We start from the raw sequence: 24,640 nt of genomic DNA, 5'->3' as shown, positions 1-24,640 counted from the left end.
GCGTCAGGTCACCGATTCGAAGCGCCAGCGGTGCACCGGACGGGCGATCAGGTCCTGGGCCGGCTCCGGGAGTTCGGGCAGTTCCTCGGTGAGGGAGCCGGCCTCCCACCAGGTGATGACGAGGACCCGGTCCTGCGGGGCCCGGAGCACCTCGCGGCGCAGCGGTTCGCGCTCCAGCACCCGCGAACGGGCCCATTCGAGCAGCTCGTTGCCCCGCCCGTCGACGGCCCGGGCCTCCCACATCAGTGCCACCGTGATGCTCACGAGTACAGGTTGTCCTTGCTCAGTTCGTGCACGTGGTCGTGGTCGTGGCCGTGCCCATGGCCGTGGCCGCTGCCATGCCCGTGCCCGTGGCCGTGCGAGGTGCCCGGCACATGCGGGTCGGTGACCGGCAGGGAGGAGTCCGCGGACAGGTCCCAGTCCGAGGCCGGCCGGTTCCGGGCGACCATCTCCGCGCCCAGCGCCGCCACCATCGCCCCGTTGTCCGTGCACAGCTTGGGCCGCGGAACCCGCAGGACGATGCCCGCGTCGTCGCAGCGCTCCTGCGCCAGCGCGCGCAGCCGGGAGTTGGCCGCCACACCGCCGCCGATCATCAGGTGGTCGACGCCCTCGTCCTTGCAGGCCCGGATGGCCTTGCGGGTGAGCACGTCCACCACGGCCTCCTGGAAGGACGCCGCCACATCGCGCACCGGCACGTCCTCGCCGGCGTTCCGCTTGGCCTCGATCCAGCGCGCCACGGCCGTCTTCAGCCCGGAGAAGGAGAAGTCGTACGCCGCATCGCGCGGCCCGGTCAGCCCGCGCGGGAAGTTGATGGCGGCCGGGTCGCCCTCCTTGGCCAGCCGGTCGATCACCGGGCCGCCGGGGAAGCCCAGGTTCAGCACCCGGGCGATCTTGTCGAAGGCCTCGCCCGCCGCATCGTCGATGGTGGCGCCGAGCGGCCGGACGTCGGAGGTGATGTCCGGTGCCAGCAGCAGCGAGGAGTGGCCGCCGGACACCAGCAGGGCCATGGTCGGCTCGGGCAGCGGCCCGTGCTCCAGCTGGTCCACGCAGATGTGCGAGGCCAGGTGGTTCACCCCGTACAGCGGCTTGCCCAGGGCGTAGGCGTAGGCCTTCGCCGCGGAGGTGCCGACCAGCAGGGCGCCGGCCAGACCGGGTCCGGCCGTCACCGCGATGCCGTCCAGGTCCCGGGCGGACACCCCGGCTTCCTGCAGGGCCCGCTCGATGGTCGGGACCATCGCCTCCAGGTGGGCCCGCGAGGCGACCTCGGGCACCACACCGCCGAAGCGCGCGTGTTCGTCGACGCTGGAGGCGATCGCGTCGGCGAGCAGGGTGGTGCCACGGACGATCCCGACTCCGGTCTCGTCGCAGGAGGTCTCGATGCCGAGGACGAGGGGTTCGTCAGCCATGGTTCTCACTTCGCACGGGTCGCACAGGAACGGAGCTTGCAGGGTCACAGAGGCGCATCACGAGCGCGTCGACGTTACCGGGCTGGTAGTAGCCGCGCCGGAAGCCGATCGGCTCGAAGCCGAAGCGCTCGTAGAGCCGCTGGGCGCGGGTGTTGTCCACCCGCACCTCCAGCAGCACCTCGGTGCATTCGAAGGCGGTGGCGGCGCGCAGCAGGTCGGTCAGCAGCCGGGCGCCGAGTCCGGTCCCCCACTGGTCGCGGGCGGACGCGATGGTCTGTACGTCGGCCAGGTCGCCGGCCGCGGCCAGTCCGGCGTAGCCGACCAGGCGGCCGGTGCCGCGCTCCTCGGCCACCACATAGCGGCGGGTGGCCTGCGGGCCGCGCGCGTGGGCGAGTTCGGACCAGAACATGCCGGCGGACCAGGCGTCCTCGGGGAACAGCTCGTGCTCCAGCTCCAGCACCGGCTCGATGTCCCACCAGCGCATCTCGCGCAGCACGACGGCCCCGGTGGCCTCGGTGGACGCGGCGGTGGTCACTGGGGGGTGACCACCTTGTAGTTCTTGGGGACCTGCGCGTCGGGCCGGCGGAGGTAGAGCGGGGTCGGCGGCAGGAATCCGGTGGCCTCCTGCCCGGCCGCGAGCCGTTCCGCCGCGAGGGAGGCGAGGGCCGCGGCCGACTGGTGCTCGGGGCCGCGGGCGTCCGGGAAGACCTCGGGGTAGAGCAGTGCGCCCGCGCCCACCGCCGGCAGCCCGGCCACCTGCTCGGCGATGTCGGCCGGCCGGTCCACGGCGGGCTCGCCCGTCCGGGTGCGCGGGTCCTCGTACCGGGCCCAGTAGACCTCCTTGCGGCGCGCGTCGGTGGCGACCACGAAGGGGCCTTCGATCCCGGCCGTCCCGGCGGCGTACGCGAGGCCGTCGAGGGTGCACAGCCCGTGGACGGGCACACCGAGGGCGGAGGCGAAGGCGGCGGCGGTGACCAGGCCGACCCGGAGCCCGGTGTAGGGGCCGGGGCCGGTGCCCACGACGATGCCGGTCACGGCGTCGAGCTTCAGGCCGGCCTCGGCGAGGACGGCGTCGACGGAGGGCAGCAGCAGCTCCCCGTGTCGGCGCGCGTCCACCTTGTTGGATTCGGCGAGGACGGACTCGCCGTCGTGGAGGGCGACGGTGACGGCGGGGGTGGCGGTATCCACTGCGAGCAAGAGCACGCGAACAGCCTACGACTCCGGGGACGGCGGTCGCCCGCGCCCGTTGCGGCCGGATCCCCGGGGCCCCGGCTGCTACCGTCGACCCAGGGTTGGATCAGGGGCAGCACCGGGGAAGGTGGAGCAAGGTGGCACGCAGCAGCTCGGGAATCGTGGCCGGGCTCACGGCGGCGGCGATCGCCGTGGTCGGCTTCCTCGCCTACCAGGCGTCGGCGAGTGCACCGGCGCGGCCGGCGGCCGAGGCCCGGCAGCCCGCGAACCCGGCCCCGCCGCAGCCCGCGGCGCCCCAGGACCCGGCGAAGCCGGTGGCGGTCCCGGAGAACTCGGGCACCGGCAAGCGGGTGGTCTACTCGGTGGGCCAGAAGCGGGTCTGGCTGGTGGAGGCCGCCGCCGGTGCGGTGCCCCGGACGTTCCCGGTGGTGCCGAGCACGGTTCACCCGAAGCCGGGCAGCTATGTGGTGGGCTCGCGCTCGGGCGCGGTCACCGGCTCGGACGGGGTGCCGATCGAGCACGTCGTACGGTTCGCCAGCAACGAGGGCACGGTGATCGGGTTCAGCGCCCGGGTGGACGGCTCGACGCCGGCGCCCGACCCGGCCAAGAAGACCGGCGGCATCCGGATGACGCGGACCGACGGGGACGCGATGTGGGGCTTCGCGATGGTCACCTCGAAGGTGGTCGTCGTTCCGTAACGGCGCACTCCGGCGGCTTTCGCCGCCGGGACGATCATCCGCGGAACCACCCGGACGGGGGACGCCGGCTGACGGCGGCACCCCCCGCGGGGAAGCTCGGGGGAGCTCCTCAGGCAGCCGCGGCTGCTTCTCCGGGAGCCCCGCCGCCGCCCTCTCCCTCGCCGTCTCCTTCGCCGCTCTCGGCCTGTTCGGACTTCGGGGGCGTGGAGACCGCCGTCGCCGCCGCGCACGAGGCGAGCAGCGCCTGCATGGTCAGCCCGAAGGGGACGAGTGCGGGGCCGGACCTGCGGGACGCGTCTCCCCGCTCTGCTGCCGACATGGCCGCCATGGCTGCCTCCTGCATCCGGATACGCCGAAGTTAGGTAGCCCTAACCAGTGCTCGGTACCATGTCATCACGCGGCCCGGCACCCGCGCAATATCTTGCCGACGAGTTGTCGGTACGTTTCCCTACGCGGTCGGCTCCGCCAGCGCCTTGAGCTGGTCCGCGCCGCGCTCCGCGCCCCAGCGCGCTCCCACGCCCCGTACCGAGACCTCGCGGACGTCGTCGAGCACCTCCTCGTGGCCGACCGCGCGCGCGATCACCACGTGCAGCCGGTCCTCGGACAGGTCCTCGACCTTGCCGTCGCCCCACTCGACCACGATCACCGATTCGGGCAGCGACACATCGAGGTCCAGGTCCTCCATCTCGTCGAGCCCGCCACCGAGCCGGTACGCGTCCACGTGCACCAGCGCCGGGCCGCCGACCAGCGAGGGATGGACCCGGGCGATCACGAAGGTCGGCGAGGTCACGGCCCCGCGCACGCCCAGCCCCTCGCCCAGTCCCCGGGTCAGGGTGGTCTTGCCCGCGCCGAGTTCACCGGTCAGCAGGACGAGGTCGCCGGGGCGCAGCAGGGCGGCGATCCGGCGGCCGAGGTCCTGCATCCGCTCGGGGGAATCGACGGTGACGGAGACGGAGACAGAGCCGGCGGCCACGGTGGTGGCGGTCTCAGCCGCCTGGGTGTGCGGTGCTTCCATAGGAGCCAACGGTAGTGGCTCCGGGCACCGCCCCGGCGCGGCCCAGCAGGTCCAGCAGCAGGCCGGTGACGGCCTCGGGGCGCTCCAGCATCAGCAGGTGTCCGGTGTTCTCCAGCACCACCAGCTCGGCATCGGGGAGTTCGGCGGCGATGGCCTCGCTGTGCTCGGGCGGGGTGATCATGTCCTTGTCCCCGGCGATCACGGTGACCGGAACCCCGGTGAACCGCCGCAGCGCGGCCGATTTGTCGTGGACCTGGAAGGCCGGGTAGAACTCGGCGACCACGTCGATGGGCGTGGCCTCGATCAGCCGTTCGGCGAAGCGCGTCACCGCCGGGTCCACGTCCCGGGACCCGAACGAGTACCGCTTGATCATGCCGGCGAAGAGGTCGGCGGTGGCCCTGCGGCCCTTCTCCACCAGTTCCACCTGCGAGCCGAGCGCACGCAGCACCCCGGGCAGCACCCGGCGCACCGCGGTCATGCCGACGGCCGGAAGTCCGTACGTCACCTCGTCGAGGCGCCCGCCGGAGGTGCCGGCCAGCACCACCCCGCGGACCCGGTCCCGGACCAGTTCCGGGAAGAGGTCCGCCAGCGCCATGATCGTCATGCCGCCCATGGAGTGCCCGACCAGCACCAGCTTTCCCTCGGGGGCGGCGGCGTCGATGACGGCCTTGAGGTCGCGGCCGAGCTGGTCGATGGTGACCGGTTCGCCGTCGGCCTGGGACAGCCCCCGGTCGGAGCGGCCGTGGCTGCGCTGGTCCCAGTAGACGCTGCGGACGACACCGCGGAGGGCGGCCCGCTGGAAGTGCCAGGAGTCCTGGCTGAGGCAGTACCCGTGGCAGAACACCACGGTCACCTGGCCGGCGGCGGCATTGCGGCGCAGCGGGCGGCGGCGCCGGGGCTCCGCGGGCAGGTCGTCGACCTCGTAGTGGAGCTCGGTGCCGTCCTCGGCGCGGGTGGTGCCCTCCCGGCCGCGCAGCGAGCCGTAGGGGCCGGCCGCGTCGAGCGCGATCCGTGCTCTCGTCCGGATGCCGCGGCCCACGGTGAGCCGCTCGACCGCGACGCCGGCCGCCGCGCCCGCGGCCATGACGCCGATCGCGGCACCTGCCCAGCCGGCCTTCCGCCAGTTCTCGCTCACGCCGCCCGTCCTCACTCGGCCTCAGCCGTTGCGGTACACCCGAGGCACCCGCCCTCCGATACGGGTGACGATCTCATACGCGATCGTGTCTGCCGCTTGAGCCCAGTCCTCGGCGGTGGGTTCGCCGTGTTCGCCGGTCCCGAAGAGGACGGCCTCGTCACCGGCCCGCACCCGGTGCTCGCCGGGCCCGAGGTCGACGACGAACTGGTCCATGGCCACCCGTCCGGCGGCGGTCCTGACCTGCCCGCCGACCAGCACCGGGGCGCGGCCGGAGGCGTGCCGGGGAATGCCGTCGGCGTAGCCGGCCGGGATCAGCGCGAGGGCGGTCTCGGCGGCGGTGGTGTAGTGGTGGCCGTAGCTGACGCCGTGTCCGGCGGGCACGGTCTTCACCAGGGCCACGGTGGCCTTGAGGGTCATGGCGGGGCGCAGGCCCAGCTGGGCGGGGGTGCCGAGCTCGGGGGCGGGCGACACGCCGTAGACGGCGAGGCCGGTCCGGACGAGGTCGAAGTGGCTGTCGGGGACGGTCAGCGTCGCGGGCGAGTTGGCGATGTGCCGGACCTCGGGCTCGACGCCCTCCTTCTCGGCGTACGCCACCATGTCGCGGAAGGCGTCGAGCTGGAGCCGGATGGAGGGGTGGCCGGGCTCGTCGGCGCAGGCGAAGTGGGACCAGAGGCCGGTGACCGTGACGGTGCCCTCGGCCTGGGCGGCCACCGCGGCCTGGACCAGCTCGGCCCAGTCGGCGGGCTGGCAGCCGTTGCGGCCGAGGCCGGTGTCGGCCTTCAGGTGGACCCTGGCGGGGCGGCCGGCCGCGCGGGCGGCCTCCCGTACCTCGTCGAGGGCCCACATTCCGCTGACGGAGACGTCGATGTCCGCTTCGACGGCCTCGCGCCAGGGGCCGCCGGGGGTCCACAGCCAGCACATGATCCGTCCGTCGACACCGGCGGCGCGCAGCGCCAGGGCCTCGTCGGGCGTGGCGGTTCCGAGCCAGGAGGCGCCGGCCTCCCGGGCCGCGCGGGCGCAGGGGACGGCCCCGTGCCCGTAGGCGTCGGCCTTGACGACGGCCATCAGTTCGGCCCGGGGCGCCCGGGCGCGCAGGGCACGGACGTTCTCCCGTACGGCGTCAAGGTCGATCTCGGCGAATACCCGCGGTCTCTCGTTCATCCCGGTCAGTCTCTCAGACCCCTTTCCCCCCAGCCCCCCCACAGCACCCACCCGGCCCCACCACCAGCCGAAACCCCGGCCCCCTGTGTCACCTCGGACCACCGCCCCCGGGCCGGGCCGGGCCGGGCGAAGCCGGGGGGCGCGGGGCGCAGCCCCCGGGCCGGGACGGCTCCGGCGGAGCCGGGGGCCCGGGGCGCAGCCCCGCACACCGCCCGGCGAAGCCGCGGGCCCGGGGCACAGCCCCGCACCACGCCCGGCGGAGCCGGGGGCTCGGGGCGAAGCCCCGGGCCGGGCCGGGGCCGGGGGGCCGGGCAGGGCCTCAGGTCAGGGAGCGCCAGGCCGCCGGGAGGGCCAGGGCCACCTCGTGGGCCGTGATCGGCGCGCCGGAGGCGCGGGCCGGGTCCCGCGCCGCGCCGGAGGCGAGTTCGGCCGCGCGGCCGTGCAGGTACGCCGCCACCGCGCCCGCGTCCCGCGCTCGCAGCCCCGCCGCCAGCAGCGAGCCCGCCAGCCCCGACAGCACGTCCCCGCTGCCCGCCGTGGCCAGCCAGTGCGAGCCCGTCGGGTTGACCCGTACCGGAGCCCGGCCGCCCGGTTCGCACACGAGCGTCGCCGCCCCCTTCAACAGCACCACCGCCCCGAACCGGTCCGCCAGCTCCCGCACCGCCGCCAGCCGCCCCCGCTCGACCTCCTCCCGGGACACGCCCAGCAGCGCCGCCGCCTCCCCGGCGTGCGGGGTCAGCAGGGTCTCGGCGGTGCGGGCCCGGACCGCTTCGGGGGTCAGGCCGCGCAGCCCGTCCGCGTCGGCCAGCAGGGGTACGTCCCCGGCCGGCAGCGGGACCTCCTCGCTGCCCAGCCCTGGGCCCATCACCCACGCCTGCACCCGGCCCCTGCCGATCAGCACCTCGGGGTAGCGGGCGAGCACCGCGTCCGCCGCCGGGCCGACGTACCGCACCGCGCCCGCACCGCCCCGCAGCGCACCCGCCACGGCCAGCACGGCCGCGCCCGGGTACTGGGCGGAACCGGCGATCAGGCCCACCACCCCGCGCCGGTACTTGTCGCTCGCGGCCGTGGGTACCGGCAGCAGCCGGCGCACGTCCGCGTCCTCCAGCGCCTCCACCGCCGGCTCCCCCGCCGCCTCCCCGGGCGGCCCCGGCAGCTCCAGCCCGATGTCCACCAGCCGCACCTCGCCGGCCAGCGAGGCCCCGGGCTCGATCAGCAGGCCCGGCTTGTACGCCCCGAAGGTCACCGTCAGCCCGGCCGCCACGGCCCGCCCCGCCGTCTCCCCGGTGTCCGCGTCCACCCCGCTGGGCAGATCGACGGCCACCACCGGAACCCCGGCCGGCACCCCGTCCGCCAGGCCGGCCGCAGCCGCCCGCAGGCCGCCCCGGCCGCCGATCCCGACCAGCCCGTCCAGCACCAGGTCCACCCGTTCCGGCACCCGGTCCGCCGTCCGCCCGCCGGCCCGCAGCAGCGCGGCCAGCCCGCCCGGATGCATCCGCTCCGGGTCCATCGGCACGGCCCACACCCCCGCCCCGCGCCGCGCCAGCCGGGCGCCCGCGTACAGCGCGTCGCCGCCGTTGTCCCCCGGCCCCACCAGCAGCGCCACCCGGCTGCCGGACACCCGCCCCAGCCGCTGCGCGCACACGGCGGCCAGCCCGGCCGCCGCCCGCTGCATCAGGGCACCCTCCGGCAACCGGGCCATCAGCGCGCGCTCGGCGGCCCGTACGGTCTCCACGCGGTAAGCAGTACGCATGGGGTCAGCCTTCCGCGATCACCACCGCCGACGCCACCCCGGCGTCATGGCTGAGCGAGATGTGCCAGGAGCCCACGCCGAGCTCCTCGGCGCGCGCCGCCACCGTGCCCTGCACCCGCAGCCGCGGCCGGCCGCTGTCCTCGACGTACACCTCGACATCCGTCCACAGCAGGCCGGGCGGCGCGCCCAGCGCCTTCGCCAGGGCCTCCTTGGCGGCGAACCGGGCGGCGAGCGAGGCGATACCGCGCCGCTCGCCGCTGGGCAGCATCAACTCCGCGTCGACGAACAGCCTGCGCGCCATGCCGGGCGTACGCTCCAGCGCGGCCTCGAACCGGTCGATCTCCGCAACGTCGATCCCCACGCCGATAATCACAATTGACGACCCATCACTCCACGGTCACTGACTTCGCGAGGTTACGCGGCTGGTCCACCTCGTTGCCGCGCGCCGTCGCCAGCTCGCAGGCGAACACCTGCAACGGCACCGTCGCCACCAGCGGCTGCAGCAGCGTCGGCGTGGCCGGAATCCGGATCAGATGGTCGGCGTACGGGACCACCGCCTCGTCCCCCTCCTCGGCGATCACGATCGTCCGCGCCCCCCGGGCCCGGATCTCCTGGATGTTCGACACGATCTTGTCGTGCAGCACCGACCGGCCGCGCGGCGACGGCACCACGACCACCACCGGCAGGTCCTGCTCGATCAGCGCGATCGGGCCGTGCTTGAGCTCGCCCGCCGCGAAGCCCTCGGCGTGCATGTACGCCAGCTCCTTCAGCTTGAGCGCACCCTCCAGGGCCACCGGATAGCCGACGTGCCGCCCCAGGAACAGCACCGTGTTCTTCGCAGCGAGCGACCGGGCCAGCTTCCGCACCGGCTCCATGGTCTCCAGGACCAGGTCCACCGCCCGTGCGATGTCCGACAGCTCGCGGACCACGGCCCGGATCTCGTCGCCCCACTTGGTGCCCCGCACCTGCCCCAGGTACAGCGCGACCAGGTAGCAGGCGACGAGCTGGGTCAGGAACGCCTTCGTGGAGGCGACCGCGACCTCCGGCCCGGCATGCGTGTACAGCACCGCGTCCGACTCCCGCGGGATGGTGGAGCCGTTCGTATTGCAGATGGCCAGCACCCTGGCGCCCTGCTCCCGCGCGTGCCGCAGCGCCATCAGGGTGTCCATGGTCTCGCCGGACTGCGAGATCGCCACCACCAGCGTGCGCTGGTCCAGGATCGGGTCCCGGTACCGGAACTCGCTCGCGAGTTCCGTCTCGCACGGGATCCTGGTCCAGTGCTCGATCGCCAGCTTCGCGATCAGGCCCGCGTGGTACGCCGTGCCGCAGGCCACGATCACGACCTTGTCGACCTCGCGCAGCACCGAGGCCGGGATGCGCACCTCGTCCAGCGTCAGCGAGCCGCTGCCGTCGATCCGGCCCAGCAGGGTGTCGGCGACCGCCTTCGGCTGCTCGGCGATCTCCTTGAGCATGAAGTAGTCGTATCCCCCCTTTTCGGCCGCCGAGGCGTCCCAGTCCACGTGATACGCCCGCACCTGGGCCGGCGTACCGTCGAAGTTGGTCACCGTCACCCCGTCGCGGCGCAGTTCCACGACCTGGTCCTGCCCCAGCTCGATCGCGGACCGGGTGTGCGCGATGAACGCGGCCACGTCCGAGGCGAGGAAGTTCTCCCCCTCCCCGACGCCCACCACCAGCGGGGAGTTCCGGCGTGCCCCCACCACCACGTCCGGGTCGTCGGCGTGCACCGCGACCAGCGTGAACGCCCCCTCCAGGCGCCGGCAGACCTGCCGCATCGCCTCCGCCAGGTCCCCCGAGGCGGAAAAGGACTCCGCCAGCAGGTGCGAGACGACCTCGGTGTCCGTCTCCGACTCCAGCCGGTGCCCACGCTCCGTCAGCTCGGCGCGCAGGACGGCGAAGTTCTCGATGATGCCGTTGTGGACGATCGCGACCCGCCCCGAATTGTCCAGATGGGGATGGGCGTTGACATCGGTCGGCCCGCCGTGGGTCGCCCACCGGGTGTGCCCGAGGCCGGTGCATCCGGCCGGCAGGGGCCGCGAGACCAGCTCCTTCTCCAGGTTGACCAGCTTGCCGGCCTTCTTGGCGGCGGCCAGTCGGCCGTCGGCGAGTACGGCGACTCCGGCCGAGTCGTAGCCGCGGTACTCCAGCCGCTTGAGTCCGGCGATGACCACATCGAGCGCCGACTGCGCTCCCACGTAACCCACAATTCCGCACATAGGCCGCAGCGTACGCCGCTGAACCCCCGCTGACCGGTAGCTGAACCAGACGAAAACCCCGCCCCGGCGAATGCGCCGGAGCGGGGTTGACGTTCGGTTGCGCGCGGGCGCGCGCGGCCTCAGCCGAGCTTCTTGGCCTGGGCCTCGATGACGGCCTTCGGCTGCTCGGTCTTGCCGCCGAGGTTCAGCGCGTGGAACGCGGCGACGGTGTTGCCCTTGCGGACCACCACCAGCTGGGAGTGCACCGGGAGCTCCGCGTCGCCGAGGTCCACCACGAACGAGGCCGCCTCGTCGCCGCCGGTGACGGCCGCGCCCGGGGCGACGCCGTTCACCTTGACCGCCTCACCGCTCTGGGTGACCGAGAAACCGCCGGCGCAGGACGTACCGGCCGCCTTGACCGAGGCGAACGCCTCCTCGGCGCCCTTGCCGTCGTACGACATGAGGGTGACCGTGGTCTTGGTGGCGCCGGCGAGCATGCCCAGCCCGGCCTTCGCCTTGTCCTCCGCCGACGCGCCCGGGCCCGCCGCGTTCCCGCTGGTCCCGACGACCTGGGTACGGGCGATACCGGCCGGCTTGCCCACGGGCATCATCGACTGGGCCTGGACGAGCGGCGCGCACTCCGCCTTGTCGGCGGTCGCGGAGGCCGCCGTCACCTCGGTCGCGGACGGCGGCTTGACGATGTGGTCCTTGGGCGCCTCGACCTGCGTAATCAGGAGCGGAGCGAGCTCTGCGTCCGTCTTGCCCTTGGCCGCCGGGGCGGCCGGCGCGGCGGCCGAGGGCGGGGTGTCCTTCTTCGCATCGTCCTTCTTGTCCTCGGAACCGCACGCGGTGGCGAGCAGCGCCAGCGAGACGGCGGACGCGGTCATGACAGAACGACGAACCAGAGTGCTGCGCACGAGAAGATCTCCCCCATGGAGTGTTGAATGACGGAACCGGCCGGGGCGCTTCGCACAGGGGGCACAGCGCGCACACAGAAACCGGAACAGTGCTGAATCTACGTGGCCATGGCACCTGCCCGCAGCCGATTCCGTGATCGTGACGAGCCCGATACCCCACCTCCCCCCAATCGAGATCAAGAGCCGCACAACCCTGGCCTCAGACGGCGTCCACGTGACCGACCCCACCACCCACGAACCCGCCGGAGAGCCGACAATGGCGGTGTGATCACTTCGCCGCCACGAAGCGCACCCGGCCATCGGCACCGCACCGCCGATGTCTCGCCGTACGTCGACCTCACCCGCGCCGAGTGGAGCGCGCTGCGCGAGCGGACCCCGCTCCCGCTGACCGCCGAGGAGGTGGAGCGGCTGCGCGGCCTCGGCGACGTCATCGACCTGGACGAGGTTCGGGACGTCTACCTGCCACTGTCCCGGCTGCTCAACCTGTACGTCGGCGCCACCAGCAACCTGCGCGGCGCGCTCAACACCTTCCTCGGCGACGCGGGCAACGGCCACGGCGCACAGCAGGGCACCCCCTTCGTGATAGGCGTGGCCGGCTCGGTGGCCGTCGGCAAGTCCACCGTGGCCCGGCTGCTCCAGGCGCTGCTGGCCCGCTGGCCCGAGCACCCGCGGGTGGAGCTGGTCACCACCGACGGCTTCCTCTACCCGATGAAGGAGCTCAAGGAGCGCGGGCTGCTGTCCCGCAAGGGCTTCCCGGAGTCGTACGACCGGCGGGCACTGACCCGCTTCGTCGCGGACATCAAGTCCGGCAAGGACGAGGTCACCGCCCCCGTCTACTCGCACCTCATCTACGACATCGTGCCGGGTGAGCAGCTGGTGGTGCGGCGCCCGGACATCCTGATCGTGGAGGGGCTCAACGTCCTCCAGCCGGCCCTGCCCGGCAAGGACGGCCGGACCAGGGTCGGCCTGGCCGACTACTTCGACTTCAGCGTGTATGTGGACGCGCGCGCCGAGGACATCGAGCGCTGGTACCTGAACCGGTTCCGCAAGCTCCGCGAGACCGCGTTCCAGAATCCTTTCTCCTACTTCCGGAAGTACACCCAGGTTTCGGAGGAGGAGGCGATGGAGTACGCGCAGACGATGTGGCGCACCATCAACCGCCCCAACCTGCTGGAGAACGTGGCCCCGACCCGCGGCCGGGCCAACCTGGTCGTCCGCAAGGGCCCGGACCACAAGGTGCAGAAGCTCAGCCTGCGCAAGCTCTGACACGCTCCGGCACCCGCTCGGCAAGCTCCGGCCTTTAGAGTGCACCAATGCTGCATTTGCGGATGATCACCCCGCCGGACCGGACGGAAGCCGTGGTGTCGGCCGTCGAATCGACGGTCGGAACCACCCATCTGGTGGTACTCCCCGGTGCCGCCCGGGACCCCGAGGGGGACCTGGTCCTCTGCGATGTCGCCCGGGAAGCCGGTGACGAGCTGCTGCACGAACTACGGCAGCTCGGCATCGACAAGGACGGCTCGATCGCCGTCGAGAACATCGATCTCTCGCTGTCCCAGCATGCCGATGCGGCCGAGGAGGAGGCCCCCGGCGAGCCCGCGGACGCGGTGGTCTGGGAGCAGCTGGCCGAGGCGACCCACGAGGAGTCCACCCTCACCATCACCTACGCGGCATTCATGATCATCGCCACGATGATCGCGGCCTGCGGCGTGGTGCTCGACAACGCGGTCCTGATCGTGGGCGCCATGGCGGTCGGCCCCGAGTTCGGGCCGCTGGCCGGGGTCTGCACCGGCCTGGTGCAGCGCAAGCCCAGGCTCGCCGCGCGCTCGCTGGCGGCCCTGCTGATCGGCTTCGCCGCGGCGATCATCGCCACCACCGTGTTCAGCGTGGTGATGGACGCGATGGGCCTGTTCAGTGAGGGCAAGCTCGACAATCCGCGCCCGAACACCAGCTTCATCTGGCAGCCGGACCCGTTCTCCTTCGTCGTCGCCCTGCTGGCCGGAGTCGCCGGCATGCTCTCGCTGACCTCGGCGAAGGCCGGGGCGCTGGTCGGCGTGGCCATCTCGGTCACCACCGTCCCGGCCGCCGCGAACGCCGCCGTGGCGATGAGTTACGGGGAGTACGGGCAGATGCTCGGCTCGGCCAACCAGCTGCTGCTCAACCTGGGCGGGATCATGCTGGCCGGCGTCCTGACCCTGTACGCGTGGAAGCTGCTGTGGCGCACCCAGCGGGGCCGCTGGAAGCGCAGACTCCCCCGGCCCTGACCGCGAACCGGCCTGCCGGGGGAGTCCCTGGATCCTGCGAGGCGCCTCTAGCCCAGCGCGGACTTGACCGCGTCGGCCAGCCGGCCCGCGACGGACCGCGCCTGCTCGATGTCGGCGGCCTCGACCATCACCCGGACAAGCGGCTCGGTACCGGACGGACGGAGCAGCACCCGGCCGGTGGTGCCCAGCTCGCGCTCCGCGTCGGCCACGGCCGCGGCCAGCTCGCCCGAGGTGGCCACCCGGGACTTGTCCACGTCCGGAACGTTGATCAGCACCTGCGGCAGCCGCCGCATGACGCCGACCAGGTCGGCCAGGGAGCGGCCGGTGGCGGCGACCCGGGCCGCCAGCATCAGGCCGGTCAGCGTGCCGTCGCCGGTGGTCGCGTGGTCGAGGATGATCACGTGGCCGGACTGCTCGCCGCCCAGCGCGTAGCCGTTCTCCTTCATCGACTCCAGCACGTAGCGGTCGCCGACGCCGGTCTGCACGAGCGCGATGCCCTCGGCCTCCATCGCCAGCTTGAAGCCGAGGTTGGACATGACGGTGGCGACCACGGTGTTCTTGCGCAGCTGCCCGGACTCGCGCATGGCGAGCGCCAGCACCGCGAGGATCTGGTCGCCGTCGATCTCCTCGCCGCTGCCGTCCACGGCCAGGCAGCGGTCGGCGTCACCGTCGTGCGCGATGCCGAAGTCGGCGCCGTGCTCGACCACGGCCTGCTTGAGCAGGCCGAGGTGGGTGGAACCGCAGCCGTCGTTGATGTTGAGGCCGTCCGGCTCGGCACCGATGGTGATCACCTCGGCCCCGGCCCGGGCGAAGGCCTCCGGGGAGACCCGGGCCGCCGCACCGTGGGCCTCGTCCAGGACGATCTTCAGGCCGTCCAGCCGGTTGGGGAGCACCGCGATGAGGTGGGCGATGTACTTGTCGAAGCCCTCGTCGTAGTCGCTGACCCGGCCGACACCGGCGCCCGTCGGGCGCTCCCACGGGGCACCGGTGCGGTGCTCCCGGTAGATGGCCTCGATCTTGTCCTCAAGCTCGTCGGCGAGCTTGTGGCCGCCCCGCGCGAAGAACTTGATGCCGTTGTCGGGCATGGCGTTGTGGCTGGCGGAGAGCATCACGCCGAGGTCGGCACCCAGCGCACCGGTGAGATACGCCACCGCCGGGGTGGGCAGCACACCGACGCGCAGGACGTCCACGCCCGCGCTCGCCAGGCCGGCGACGACCGCGGCCTCCAGGAATTCGCCGGAGGCCCGGGGGTCACGGCCGACCACCGCGGTGGGCCGGTGCCCCTCAAAGGTGCCCGCCTCGGCGAGCACATGGGCAGCCGCCACGGAGAGGCCAAGCGCCAGCTCGGCCGTCAGATCCGCGTTGGCGACACCCCGTACACCGTCCGTTCCGAAGAGTCGTCCCACTTTTGTCCTCCGAGTTCGCGCTGGGTACTTCTTTGTCCGTGACCGCGTGTGACAGATATGTGCCGCCCGAGGCGGTAAACGAACCGCCCCGGCAGCACAGAGCGTGCCGCCGGGGCGGATTCGTGCAGAGAGCAGGCAGATTAGCGCTTGCTGTACTGCGGAGCCTTACGGGCCTTCTTGAGACCGGCCTTCTTGCGCTCGACCGCACGGTCGTCGCGGGAAAGGAAGCCGGCCTTCTTCAGCGCCGGGCGGTTGTTGTCGACGTCCGCCTCGTTCAGCGCACGGGCCACACCGAGGCGCAGGGCGCCGGCCTGGCCGGACACGCCGCCACCCGCGATGCGGGCGATGACGTCGTAGCGGTTGTCGAGCTCGAGCACCTTGAAGGGCTCGTTGACTTCCTGCTGGTGCACCTTGTTGGGGAAGTAGTCCTCAAGGGTGCGACCGTTGATCTTCCACTTGCCGGTGCCCGGAACGATCCGGACGCGGGCGATGGCGTTCTTGCGACGGCCCAGGCCGGCGGCCGGCTGCGGGTCGCCGAAGCGCGAGGCGAGGGACTCGGAGGTGTAGTCACCCTCCGGGGCCTCGGACTCGAAGGTGGTCACAGCGTCGTAGGTCTCGTCGCCCTCGATGGGGGTCTCGACGGTGGTCTCGGCCACGATTCTCCTCAGAATTCTTTACGTCTTAGGGGGTGGCCGGAATTACTGCGCGACCTGGGTGATCTCGAACGGCACCGGCTGCTGGGCAGCGTGGGGGTGCTGGTCGCCCGAGTAGACCTTCAGCTTCGAGAGCATCTGACGGCCCAGGGTGTTCTTGGGGAGCATGCCCTTGACGGCCTTCTCCACGGCCTTCTCCGGGTTGTCCGCGAGGAGGTCGCTGTAGCGGACGGCACGCAGACCACCCGGGTAGCCCGAGTGGCGGTACGCCATCTTCTGGTTCGCCTTGTTGCCGGACAGGTGGACCTTGTCGGCGTTGACGATGATGACGAAGTCGCCCATGTCCATGTGGGGGGCGTAGGTCGGCTTGTGCTTGCCGCGGAGGAGGGCAGCGGCCTGGGTCGCCAGACGGCCGAGGACAACGTCCTGGGCGTCAATGACGAGCCACTGGCGCGAGATGTCGCCGGGCTTGGGGCTGTACGTACGCACGGTTCGTAGCCTTCGCTTCTTCAGTGATGGGTCCTGACACACCTGAAGCGATCATGCAGCTGGGGCCTGCACTGCCGGGCTACCGCCCGTATGCGAGCCACTGGTAACTGCTCCAGGGAACTTGAGTACCGGCTCTTCGCGTGAGAACGACGAAGCCAATACACATAACAAACCAGCAGAGTACCCGGGCTGCCCCGGACGGGTCAAAACGCCGGACGAGATCCCGCCGTGAGGTGCTCTTCGGCGGACCCTTCGGGCCGCACGGATCCTGCAGTTCGTACGCCCGCCAGACTACCCCGCCGCCGGACGGCACACCCGCGGATCAGCCCGGCGGCCAGCACGCACAGGGTGAAGCAGTCCTTGAAGGCCCGCCGTTCCTTGATGAAATACCAGTTCCACGGCATCCCGATCACCTGCGGCAGCACCGCCGTCCAGAACCAGGGCGAGCGCGGCGCCGACCCCGGCCGCACCACCGAGGCGAACAGCAGCGGCAGCACCACCAGCAGGTAGTGGTCGAAGGACGGCCGGGAGACCAGGAAGGCCGCGAGCATGGTCATGGCGGCGGTCTCCGCCAGCCGCAGCTCCCCCCGGTCCGGCTCCAGCCCCGCCGGCCGGGTCCAGCGCCGCCACACCGCCCACAGCCCGGCCGCGGCCAGCGCCGCCGCCAGCCCCACCGCGACCGGCTCCGGCACCCCCAGCCGGGGCAGCACCGCAATCGGCGAAGCGTCCCAGGGCAGCGCATAGGAGTCCTGGCCCTGGAGCAGGAAGGGCAGGGTCTTGGTGAAGAACAGGGTGGGGCTGGGCATCAGCAGCGCACCGGCCAGCGAGAGCCCCACCGGCACCAGCACGGCGACGGCCAGCCCGCGCCACCGCCGGGCCAGCAGGAACAGCAGCGCCACCGGCACCAGCATCGGCTTGGCCGCGATCGCCAGCCCGATCACCGCGCCCGCCCCGACCCAGCGCCCGCGGTGCGCCAGCAGCAGCGCGGCCGGCAGCGCGGCGGCCGAGACCGCCGTCCAGTTCCCGATCAGCACCATGTTCGCGTACGGCTTGTAGGCGAACGCGAAGGCCGCGAAACCGAGGACCGCCAGCCGCGACCGGGTGGGCACCGAGAACAGCCGCAGCGCGCACCACCAGCCGAAGGCCACCAGCGCCGACATCGCGACCGGCAGCACCCAGCGCAGCACGGGGGTGGGCAGCAGCGCCTCCGGCACCGCCAGCAGCACCGCACTCGGCAGGTACAGGAAGCGCTTGTCCTCGTACGGGGAGCCGCCCGCCAGCAAGGCGTCCGCGGCCTTCACCACGAAGGCGTTGTCCGAGCCCCAGTTGTGCTTGAGGCTGCTGGACACGCAGATACCGAGCACCACGGCCAGGGCGACGGCCTGCCAGGGCCGCGAGGCGGGCCGCAGCAGCCACTCGAGCAGGGCGGGCCCGCGCCCCACCACGCCCCTCAGCCTGGACCGCACCCCGCCACTCCCCCGTCTACCGCTCGCGCTCCACCCGGCGCTCGTCCCACACCGGCTCCCGAGTCTCCCGCACCACACCGTCCGAGCCGAAGACCAGATAGCGGTCGAAACTACGCGCGAACCAGCGGTCGTGCGTGACACACAGCACAGTGCCCTCGTACGACTCCAGACCGTCCTGCAGCGCCTCCGCCGACTCCAGGTCCAGGTTGTCGGTGGGCTCGTCCAGCAGCAGCGCGGTGGTGCCGGCCAGCTCCAGCAGCAGGATCTGGAACCGCGCCTGCTGGCCGCCGGACAGCTTCTCGAACGGCTGTTCGCCCTGCCGCTCCAACTCGTACCGGCGCAGCGCGCCCATCGCCTGGCCCAGCGGCTTCGCCGCCTCCGTCCACAGGATGTCGACCAGGGTCCGGCCGAACAGCTCCGGATGCGCATGGGTCTGCGCGAAATGCCCGGGCACCACCCGGGCACCCAGCTTCCAGGTACCCGTGTGCCGGACGTCCTCGCCCGCCAGCATGCGCAGGAAGTGCGACTTCCCGGATCCGTTCGAGCCGAGAACCGCCACCCGCTCCCCGTAGAAGACCTCCAGGGAGAACGGCTTCATCAGGCCGGTCAGCTCCAGGTTCTCCACGGTGAGCGCCCGCACCCCGGTGCGGCCTCCCTTGAGCCGCATCCGGATGTCCTGCTCACGCGGCGGCTCCGGCGGCGGGCCGGCCTCCTCGAACTTCTGGAAGCGGGTCTGCATCGCCCGGTAGCGCGAGGCCATGTCCGGGCTGCTCGCCGCCTGGTTGCGCAGCCGCAGCACCAGCGCCCGCAGCCGGGCGTGCTCCTCGTCCCAGCGCCGCTTGAGCTCCTCGAAGCGCGCGAAGCGCTCCTTGCGGGCGTCGTGGTACGTACCGAAGCCCCCGCCGTGCACCCAGACGTCGGTGCCCATGGGGCCCGGCTCCAAGCTGATGATCTTCTGGGCGGCCCGGGTCAGCAGCTCCCGGTCGTGCGAGACGAACAGCACGGTCTTGCGGGTGGCGTTCAGCTGCTCCTCCAGCCACCGCTTCCCCGGCACGTCCAGGTAGTTGTCCGGCTCGTCGAGCAGCAGGCACTCGTCCGGACCGCGCAGCAGCGCCTCCAGCACCAGGCGCTTCTGCTCACCGCCGGACAGCGTCCGCACCTCGCGGAACTGGGCCTTGTCGTACGGCATGCCAAGCGCCGCCATGGTGCAGACGTCCCACAGCGTTTCGGCCTCGTAGCCCTGTACGTCGGCCCAGTCGCTGAGCGCCTGCGCATAGGCCATCTGGGCCGACTCGTCGTCCACCGTCATGATCAGGTGCTCGGCCCGGTCGACGGCCTTCGCCGCATCCCGGATCCGCGGCTGCGCCACCGAAACCAGCAGGTCACGGACGGTGGTCTCGTCCCGGACCGAGCCCACGAACTGCGACATCACCCCGAGTCCGCCGCTGACGGTGACCCCGCCGCCATGCGGCTGGAGCTCCCCGGAGAGCAGCTTGAGCAGGGTGGTCTTGCCGGCGCCGTTCGCACCGACGAGCGCGACCACCGAGCCCTCCCCCACCCGGAAGGAGACGTCGGGGAGCAGTACCCGCCCGTCCGGAAGGTAGTACTCCAGGTGGCCGGCTTCGAGATGTCCCATGCGGGCATTCAACCGCGCCGCACGGGACTCACCCAAACGGATTCGGAGCCGGCCCGGGTCCGGACCTCAGCAGCAGCCCGGATCGGCCGGACCCGCTCCCGGCAGGGTCCGCATGTTCCGCGCCAGCCGGCTGCGCTCGGCCAGCAGCTCGTCCGCCGGGTACCCGACCTCTTCCAGGGTCAGCCCGTGTGGCCGTACGACGTGCACCCCGGAGTCCCGGACGCCCGCCCGCAGCACCTTGCCCGGCCAGTCCACCGGCCGGTGGCCGTCCCCGACGTGCAGCAGCGCACCCACCAGCGAGCGCACCATGTTGTGGCAGAAGGCGTCGGCCCGCACGGTCGCGGTGATGATGCCGTCCTCGGCCCGCTCCCAGCTCAGCTGCTGGAGCGTACGGATGGTGGTGGCGCCCTCGCGCTTCCGGCAGTACGCGGCGAAGTCGTGCTCGCCCAGCAGGGCCGTGGAGGCCTCGTTCATGGCAGCCACGTCCAGCGGCCACTGGTGCCACAGCACATGCCCGCGGCGCAGCGGGTCGACGCCCGCCCGGTGGTCGCCGATCCGGTAGGCGTAGCGCCGCCAGACGGCCGAGAACCGCGCATTGAAGCCCGCCGGGGCCTCGGCGACCTTCCAGACCCGGACGTCGTGCGGCAGCCGCCCGGCCAGTCGGCGCAGCAGCAGCTCGCCGTGCTCGGCCCAGACCTCCTCGGCCAGGTCGAGGTGGGCCACCTGGCCGCGTGCGTGCACCCCGGCGTCGGTCCGGCCGGCCACCGTCAGCGCGACCGGCTCCGCCAGCCGCATCACCGTCCGGAGGGCGGACTCCAGCTCGCCCTGCACGGTCCGGCGCGTCTCCTGCTTCGCCCAGCCGGAGAAGTCCTTGCCGTCGTACGACAGGTCCAGCCGTACCCGGACATGCCCGGGCTCCACCTCGTCACTCACCCGTGAATCCTCTCAAGACACGCAGAACAAAGCGGAACGGGCCCGCCCCCGCGAGGGGACGGACCCGTTCGAAGCCTTACGGCTGACCAGGGGGCGCTCAGGCCTCCTTGGTCTCCTCGGCCGGAGCCTCGGTCTCGGCCTCGGACTTGGCCTCGGCCTCCTTCACCGCACGCTTGGTGGCGGCCTCGGCCTCACCGGTGGCCTGCTGGGCCACGGTCAGCGCCTCGACCAGCTCGATGACCGCCATCGGGGCGTTGTCGCCACGACGGTTGCCGATCTTGGTGATGCGGGTGTAACCACCGGGGCGGTTCTCGTACCGCGGGGCGATCTCGGTGAAGAGCGTGTGGACGATGCTCTTGTCCGTGATCGTCTGCAGGACGAGGCGACGGTTGTGGATGTCGCCCTTCTTCGCCTTGGTGATCAGACGCTCGGCGACCGGACGCAGGCGGCGGGCCTTGGCCTCGGTCGTGGTGATGCGGCCGTGCTCGAAGAGCGACTTCGCGAGGTTCGCGAGCAGCAGCTTCTCGTGCGCGGCGGAGCCGCCGAGGCGGGCGCCCTTGGTGGGACGCGGCATGGTGTTTCTCCTCGTGTCTGCACCGGCCGTGTCAGGTACCGGTGTCAGTCCCCGCCGACTTTTGCCGGGGGGTGTACGGGGGGCCGGAGCCCCCCGCAAGCCTTACTAGTACTGCTCGGTCTCGACGAACCCGGCGTCCGCGTCGTCGTCGGCGCCAAAGGCGTCGGCGGCGGCGGTCGGGTCGAATCCGGGCGGGCTGTCCTTCAGGGCCAGGCCCATGCCGGCCAGCTTCGCCTTGACCTCGTCGATCGACTTCGCACCGAAGTTGCGGATGTCGAGCAGGTCGGCCTCGGAGCGGGCGACGAGCTCACCCACGGAGTGGATGCCCTCGCGCTTGAGGCAGTTGTAGGACCGAACGGTGAGCTCGAGCTCCTCGATCGGCAGCGCCAGGTCGGCGGCCAGGGCGGCGTCCGTCGGGGACGGGCCCATGTCGATGCCCTCGGCGTCGATGTTGAGCTCGCGGGCCAGACCGAACAGCTCGACCAGGGTCTTGCCGGCGGAGGCCATGGCGTCGCGCGGGCGCATGGCCTGCTTGGTCTCGACGTCGACGATCAGCTTGTCGAAGTCGGTGCGCTGCTCGACTCGGGTCGCCTCGACCTTGTAGGTGACCTTGAGGACCGGGCTGTAGATGGAGTCGACCGGGATACGGCCGATCTCCTGGCCCAGCTGCTTGTTCTGGACGGCGGAGACGTAGCCGCGACCGCGCTCGACGGTCAGCTCCATCTCCAGCTTGCCCTTGCCGTTGAGCGTGGCGAGGACCAGGTCCGGGTTGTGCACCTCGACACCGGCCGGGGGCGCGATGTCGGCAGCGGTGACCAGGCCGGGGCCCTGCTTGCGCAGGTACATCACGACCGGCTCGTCGTGCTCGGAGGAGACGACCAGCTGCTTGATGTTGAGGATGAGGTCGGTGACGTCCTCCTTGACGCCCGGCACGGTGGTGAACTCGTGCAGGACACCGTCGATGCGGATGCTGGTGACAGCGGCACCCGGGATCGAGGAGAGGAGCGTACGGCGCAGGGAGTTGCCGAGGGTGTAGCCGAAGCCCGGCTCCAGCGGCTCGATCACGAACCGCGAGCGGTACTCGTCGACGACCTCTTCGGTCAGCGAAGGACGCTGAGCGATAAGCATGTCTTCATTCCTTCAGTCGTGGACGCCCACTATTTGACGTCCGACTAGAACTACAAGGGTACGGGCGGCACGTCCCCCGGAGGGGTCGTACCGCCCGGACACTCAAAGACGCACAAACGCGTCCGCTGCGTCAGACGCGGCGGCGCTTCGGCGGGCGGCAGCCGTTGTGCGGGGTGGGGGTGACGTCCTGGATCGAGCCGACCTCGAGGCCGGTGGCCTGGAGGGAGCGGATCGCGGTCTCGCGGCCGGAGCCCGGACCCTTGACGAAGACGTCAACCTTGCGCATGCCGTGCTCCTGCGCGCGGCGGGCGGCCGACTCGGCGGCCATCTGCGCGGCGAAGGGGGTGGACTTGCGCGAGCCCTTGAAGCCGACGTGGCCGGCGGAGGCCCAGGAGATCACGTTGCCGGACGGGTCCGTGATCGAAACGATGGTGTTGTTGAACGTGCTCTTGATGTGGGCGTGCCCGTGAGCGACGTTCTTCTTTTCCTTGCGGCGCACCTTCTTGGCAGCGCCCTGACGACCCTTGGGGGGCATCTCTTACTCCTACAGGGAGGTGGTCGGTCCTACAGCGCAAGACCGCTGGAAAGCGTGTCCGCTGAGGACTACTTCTTGCCCGGCTTCTTCTTGCCGGCGATGGCGCGACGCGGGCCCTTGCGGGTACGGGCGTTCGTGCTGGTGCGCTGACCGTGCACCGGCAGGCCACGACGGTGGCGGATGCCCTGGTAGCACTGGATCTCGATCTTGCGGCGGATGTCGCCCTGGATCTCGCGGCGGAGGTCACCCTCGGTACGGAGGTTGGCGTCCACGTACTCGCGGATCTTGACGAGGTCCTCTTCGGCCAGGTCACGAACGCGGGTGTTCGGGTTCACGCCGGTGGAGGCGAGGATCTCCTTGGACCGGGTGCGCCCGATACCGAAGACGTAGGTGAGTGCGATCTCCACACGCTTTTCGCGCGGGATGTCAACACCGGAAACGCGTGCCATTCAATGGCTCCTGTGTGTTCGGGGGTCTTCCGCAAAGCCGCTCCCGGGCAGCCGTATGAGGTACCAACCGGGTCCCCGGCCCCCGCCGGAGGTGCCGCCGACCCCGTACGGGGCTGGGCGGGCTCTGCGTATGTACGTATTACGTGCGTCGCGCGAAGAACTGCGAAATTGCAGGTCGGTCGGCGTGCGTCAGCCCTGGCGCTGCTTGTGGCGCAGGTTGTCGCAGATGACCATGACCCGGCCGTGACGGCGGATCACCTTGCACTTGTCGCAGATCTTCTTGACGCTCGGCTTGACCTTCATGTGTCTGAGGTTCTCCGGGTCAGTGCCACCACCCCGCGGAAGCGGGATGCGGGGGCAAGATCTACTTGTATCGGTAGACGATCCGGCCACGCGTCAGGTCGTAGGGAGAGAGCTCCACGACAACCCGGTCATCCGGGAGGATACGGATGTAGTGCATCCGCATCTTTCCGCTGATGTGCGCGAGGACCTTGTGACCGTTCTGGAGTTCCACCTTGAACATCGCGTTCGGGAGGGACTCGATCACGGTGCCCTCGATCTCGATGGCACCTTGCTTCTTGGCCACGCTTCGCCTTTCGAATCGGCTACCTTGATCGACTCGTGTACACCGCTCGCCCGAAGGCGGGCATGAAGGTGCACGTGAGCCGACGAGTCAGTCTACGTCAGGGCACCCAGAAAGACGAATCCGGAAAGTTTGCCCATCACTCTAGATCATTACGCCATCTGGTCGAGAGGGTCGGGGGCCGTGGTCACGCCGTACTCGGCGAGCTTGGCCTTACCGCAGTCCGGGCTGGTCAGCACGATCGGGCCGGCCTCCGTCAGGGCGATGGAGTGCTCCCAGTGCGAGGACCAGGTCCCGTCGGTGGTGATCACCGTCCAGTCGTCGGCCAAGACCTCCGTCTGGGCGGTGCCCAGGGAGACCATCGGCTCGATCGCCAGGCAGACGCCCGGGACCAGCTTGATCCCCTTGCCGCGCTTGCGCGAGACGTAGTTCAGCAGGTGCGGGTCCATGTGCATCTCGGAACCGATGCCGTGGCCGCCGTAGTCCTCGATGATCCCGAACTTGCCGAGGCTGTGGTCCCCGGCGGCCGGACGCGGCTGGCGCTTGATGTACGTCTCGATCGCCTTCGAGATGTCGACGAGCCGGTTGCCGAGCTTCATCGCCGCGATACCGGCCCACATCGACTCCTCGGTCACCCGGGAGAGCTCGACCAGCTCCGGAGCGTGCCCGGTGCCGACGAAGGCGGTGTACGCCGCATCGCCGTGCCAGCCGTCGATGATCGCGCCGGCGTCGATGGAGATGATGTCCCCGTCCTTGAGGACGGTCTTGTCGTCCGGGATGCCGTGGACGACGACCTCGTTCACCGAGGTGCAGATGGTGGCGGGGAACCCGCCGTACCCCAGGAAGTTCGACTTCGCACCGTGATCGGCGATCACCTTGCGGGCCACCATGTCCAGATCCCGTGTGGTGGCGCCCGGTACGGCCGCCTCACGCGTCGCCGCGTGGATGGCGGCGACGACCAGCCCCGCCTCGCGCATCTTCGCGATCTGCTCCGGGGTCTTGATCTGGACCATGCCTGCCTTGCCTCTCGTACGA

At 71.6% G+C, this 24,640-nt stretch carries 27 protein-coding genes; 2 read left to right on the top strand and 25 right to left on the bottom strand.

The annotated features are described in order from the left end of the window. Positions 1 to 3: 3 nt before the first annotated feature. The 12 genes from DEJ50_RS19665 to DEJ50_RS19605 all read right to left on the bottom strand — a co-directional run bounded on the left by DEJ50_RS19665 (position 4) and on the right by DEJ50_RS19605 (position 11,459). Positions 4 to 258, bottom strand: a complete 255-nt coding sequence (locus DEJ50_RS19665; protein ID WP_150212234.1) for a hypothetical protein — start codon at positions 256 to 258, stop codon at positions 4 to 6. 2 nt (positions 259 to 260) lie between these two features. Next, positions 261 to 1,406, bottom strand: coding sequence for a tRNA (adenosine(37)-N6)-threonylcarbamoyltransferase complex transferase subunit TsaD (gene tsaD / locus DEJ50_RS19660; RefSeq protein WP_150209265.1), 1,146 nt, complete (start codon positions 1,404 to 1,406; stop codon positions 261 to 263). Further along, the gene (rimI, locus tag DEJ50_RS19655; protein ID WP_150212233.1) at positions 1,399 to 1,890 is read right to left on the bottom strand and encodes a ribosomal protein S18-alanine N-acetyltransferase; all 492 of its coding nucleotides are present in this window, start codon (positions 1,888 to 1,890) and stop codon (positions 1,399 to 1,401) included. The genes tsaD and rimI overlap by 8 nt, the downstream gene beginning before the upstream one ends. Before the next feature lie 47 nt (positions 1,891 to 1,937). Beyond that, positions 1,938 to 2,609, bottom strand: a complete 672-nt coding sequence (tsaB, locus tag DEJ50_RS19650) for a tRNA (adenosine(37)-N6)-threonylcarbamoyltransferase complex dimerization subunit type 1 TsaB (RefSeq protein WP_150209264.1) — start codon at positions 2,607 to 2,609, stop codon at positions 1,938 to 1,940. Positions 2,610 to 3,404: 795 nt separating this feature from the next. Next, positions 3,405 to 3,623, bottom strand: a complete 219-nt coding sequence (locus DEJ50_RS19640) for a hypothetical protein (RefSeq protein ID WP_223837830.1) — start codon at positions 3,621 to 3,623, stop codon at positions 3,405 to 3,407. 120 nt (positions 3,624 to 3,743) lie between these two features. Beyond that, positions 3,744 to 4,310, bottom strand: a complete 567-nt coding sequence (tsaE, locus tag DEJ50_RS19635) for a tRNA (adenosine(37)-N6)-threonylcarbamoyltransferase complex ATPase subunit type 1 TsaE (protein ID WP_150209263.1) — start codon at positions 4,308 to 4,310, stop codon at positions 3,744 to 3,746. Next, a complete protein-coding gene (locus DEJ50_RS19630) occupies positions 4,282 to 5,394 on the bottom strand; it encodes an alpha/beta fold hydrolase (protein ID WP_150212231.1) in 1,113 nt (370 codons plus the stop codon). The genes tsaE and DEJ50_RS19630 overlap by 29 nt, the downstream gene beginning before the upstream one ends. A 72-nt stretch (positions 5,395 to 5,466) precedes the next feature. Further along, on the bottom strand, positions 5,467 to 6,606 hold the full coding sequence (gene alr, locus DEJ50_RS19625) for an alanine racemase (protein ID WP_150209262.1): 1,140 nt from the start codon (positions 6,604 to 6,606) through the stop codon (positions 5,467 to 5,469). Positions 6,607 to 6,925: 319 nt separating this feature from the next. Then, positions 6,926 to 8,359: an NAD(P)H-hydrate dehydratase gene (locus DEJ50_RS19620; RefSeq protein ID WP_150209261.1), complete on the bottom strand. Its 1,434-nt coding sequence runs from the start codon at positions 8,357 to 8,359 to the stop codon at positions 6,926 to 6,928. 4 nt (positions 8,360 to 8,363) lie between these two features. Further along, positions 8,364 to 8,735, bottom strand: a complete 372-nt coding sequence (locus tag DEJ50_RS19615) for a holo-ACP synthase (protein ID WP_150209260.1) — start codon at positions 8,733 to 8,735, stop codon at positions 8,364 to 8,366. A 10-nt stretch (positions 8,736 to 8,745) separates the two neighbouring features. Then, positions 8,746 to 10,593, bottom strand: a complete 1,848-nt coding sequence (glmS, locus tag DEJ50_RS19610) for a glutamine--fructose-6-phosphate transaminase (isomerizing) (protein ID WP_150209259.1) — start codon at positions 10,591 to 10,593, stop codon at positions 8,746 to 8,748. A 119-nt stretch (positions 10,594 to 10,712) separates the two neighbouring features. Next, on the bottom strand, positions 10,713 to 11,459 hold the full coding sequence (locus DEJ50_RS19605; protein ID WP_150209258.1) for a hypothetical protein: 747 nt from the start codon (positions 11,457 to 11,459) through the stop codon (positions 10,713 to 10,715). A 294-nt stretch (positions 11,460 to 11,753) separates the two neighbouring features. On the opposite strand from DEJ50_RS19605, the gene coaA reads away from it, so the two are divergent. Continuing rightward, entirely contained in the window at positions 11,754 to 12,755 is a 1,002-nt protein-coding gene (coaA, locus tag DEJ50_RS19600) for a type I pantothenate kinase (protein WP_190344577.1), read from the top strand. Positions 12,756 to 12,802: 47 nt separating this feature from the next. Next, complete coding sequence (locus DEJ50_RS19595) at positions 12,803 to 13,753, top strand: DUF389 domain-containing protein (RefSeq protein WP_150209257.1); 951 nt, start codon at positions 12,803 to 12,805, stop codon at positions 13,751 to 13,753. A gap of 47 nt (positions 13,754 to 13,800) precedes the next feature. Here DEJ50_RS19595 and glmM read toward each other — a convergent pair whose 3' ends face one another. The 13 genes from glmM to map all read right to left on the bottom strand — a co-directional run bounded on the left by glmM (position 13,801) and on the right by map (position 24,618). Further along, positions 13,801 to 15,159 carry a phosphoglucosamine mutase gene (gene glmM, locus DEJ50_RS19590; RefSeq protein ID WP_150209256.1) on the bottom strand — a complete coding sequence of 453 codons (1,359 nt, stop codon included), beginning with the start codon at positions 15,157 to 15,159 and terminating at the stop codon, positions 13,801 to 13,803. 140 nt (positions 15,160 to 15,299) lie between these two features. Further along, positions 15,300 to 15,815 (bottom strand): 30S ribosomal protein S9, encoded by a 516-nt coding sequence (gene rpsI, locus DEJ50_RS19585; protein WP_150209255.1) that lies wholly within the window; start codon positions 15,813 to 15,815, stop codon positions 15,300 to 15,302. Between the two features lie 42 nt (positions 15,816 to 15,857). Continuing rightward, a complete protein-coding gene (rplM, locus tag DEJ50_RS19580) occupies positions 15,858 to 16,301 on the bottom strand; it encodes a 50S ribosomal protein L13 (protein ID WP_150209254.1) in 444 nt (147 codons plus the stop codon). A 203-nt stretch (positions 16,302 to 16,504) separates the two neighbouring features. Beyond that, positions 16,505 to 17,746 carry a glycosyltransferase family 87 protein gene (locus tag DEJ50_RS19575; protein ID WP_223837829.1) on the bottom strand — a complete coding sequence of 414 codons (1,242 nt, stop codon included), beginning with the start codon at positions 17,744 to 17,746 and terminating at the stop codon, positions 16,505 to 16,507. Between the two features lie 37 nt (positions 17,747 to 17,783). Then, a complete protein-coding gene (locus tag DEJ50_RS19570) occupies positions 17,784 to 19,403 on the bottom strand; it encodes an ABC-F family ATP-binding cassette domain-containing protein (RefSeq protein ID WP_150209253.1) in 1,620 nt (539 codons plus the stop codon). A gap of 66 nt (positions 19,404 to 19,469) precedes the next feature. Continuing rightward, positions 19,470 to 20,336, bottom strand: coding sequence for a tRNA pseudouridine(38-40) synthase TruA (gene truA, locus DEJ50_RS19565; RefSeq protein ID WP_150209252.1), 867 nt, complete (start codon positions 20,334 to 20,336; stop codon positions 19,470 to 19,472). Positions 20,337 to 20,433: 97 nt separating this feature from the next. Next, entirely contained in the window at positions 20,434 to 20,910 is a 477-nt protein-coding gene (gene rplQ, locus DEJ50_RS19560) for a 50S ribosomal protein L17 (RefSeq protein ID WP_150209251.1), read from the bottom strand. Positions 20,911 to 21,015: 105 nt separating this feature from the next. Then, entirely contained in the window at positions 21,016 to 22,038 is a 1,023-nt protein-coding gene (locus DEJ50_RS19555; RefSeq protein ID WP_010473911.1) for a DNA-directed RNA polymerase subunit alpha, read from the bottom strand. 130 nt (positions 22,039 to 22,168) lie between these two features. Then, complete coding sequence (rpsK, locus tag DEJ50_RS19550) at positions 22,169 to 22,573, bottom strand: 30S ribosomal protein S11 (protein ID WP_003956432.1); 405 nt, start codon at positions 22,571 to 22,573, stop codon at positions 22,169 to 22,171. A gap of 68 nt (positions 22,574 to 22,641) precedes the next feature. Next, positions 22,642 to 23,022, bottom strand: coding sequence for a 30S ribosomal protein S13 (rpsM, locus tag DEJ50_RS19545; RefSeq protein ID WP_007265919.1), 381 nt, complete (start codon positions 23,020 to 23,022; stop codon positions 22,642 to 22,644). A gap of 189 nt (positions 23,023 to 23,211) precedes the next feature. Beyond that, complete coding sequence (rpmJ, locus tag DEJ50_RS19540) at positions 23,212 to 23,325, bottom strand: 50S ribosomal protein L36 (RefSeq protein WP_003956441.1); 114 nt, start codon at positions 23,323 to 23,325, stop codon at positions 23,212 to 23,214. A gap of 61 nt (positions 23,326 to 23,386) precedes the next feature. Further along, the gene (infA, locus tag DEJ50_RS19535) at positions 23,387 to 23,608 is read right to left on the bottom strand and encodes a translation initiation factor IF-1 (protein ID WP_003956442.1); all 222 of its coding nucleotides are present in this window, start codon (positions 23,606 to 23,608) and stop codon (positions 23,387 to 23,389) included. A gap of 149 nt (positions 23,609 to 23,757) precedes the next feature. Beyond that, entirely contained in the window at positions 23,758 to 24,618 is an 861-nt protein-coding gene (map, locus tag DEJ50_RS19530) for a type I methionyl aminopeptidase (protein WP_150209250.1), read from the bottom strand. Between the last annotated feature and the right edge of the window lie 22 nt (positions 24,619 to 24,640).

Source organism: Streptomyces venezuelae (genome assembly GCF_008642295.1).
Classification (GTDB): Bacteria; Actinomycetota; Actinomycetes; order Streptomycetales; family Streptomycetaceae; genus Streptomyces; species Streptomyces venezuelae_C.
Note: the sequence above shows the minus strand (reverse complement) of the source record. Positions and strands in the feature narration are given on the sequence as shown.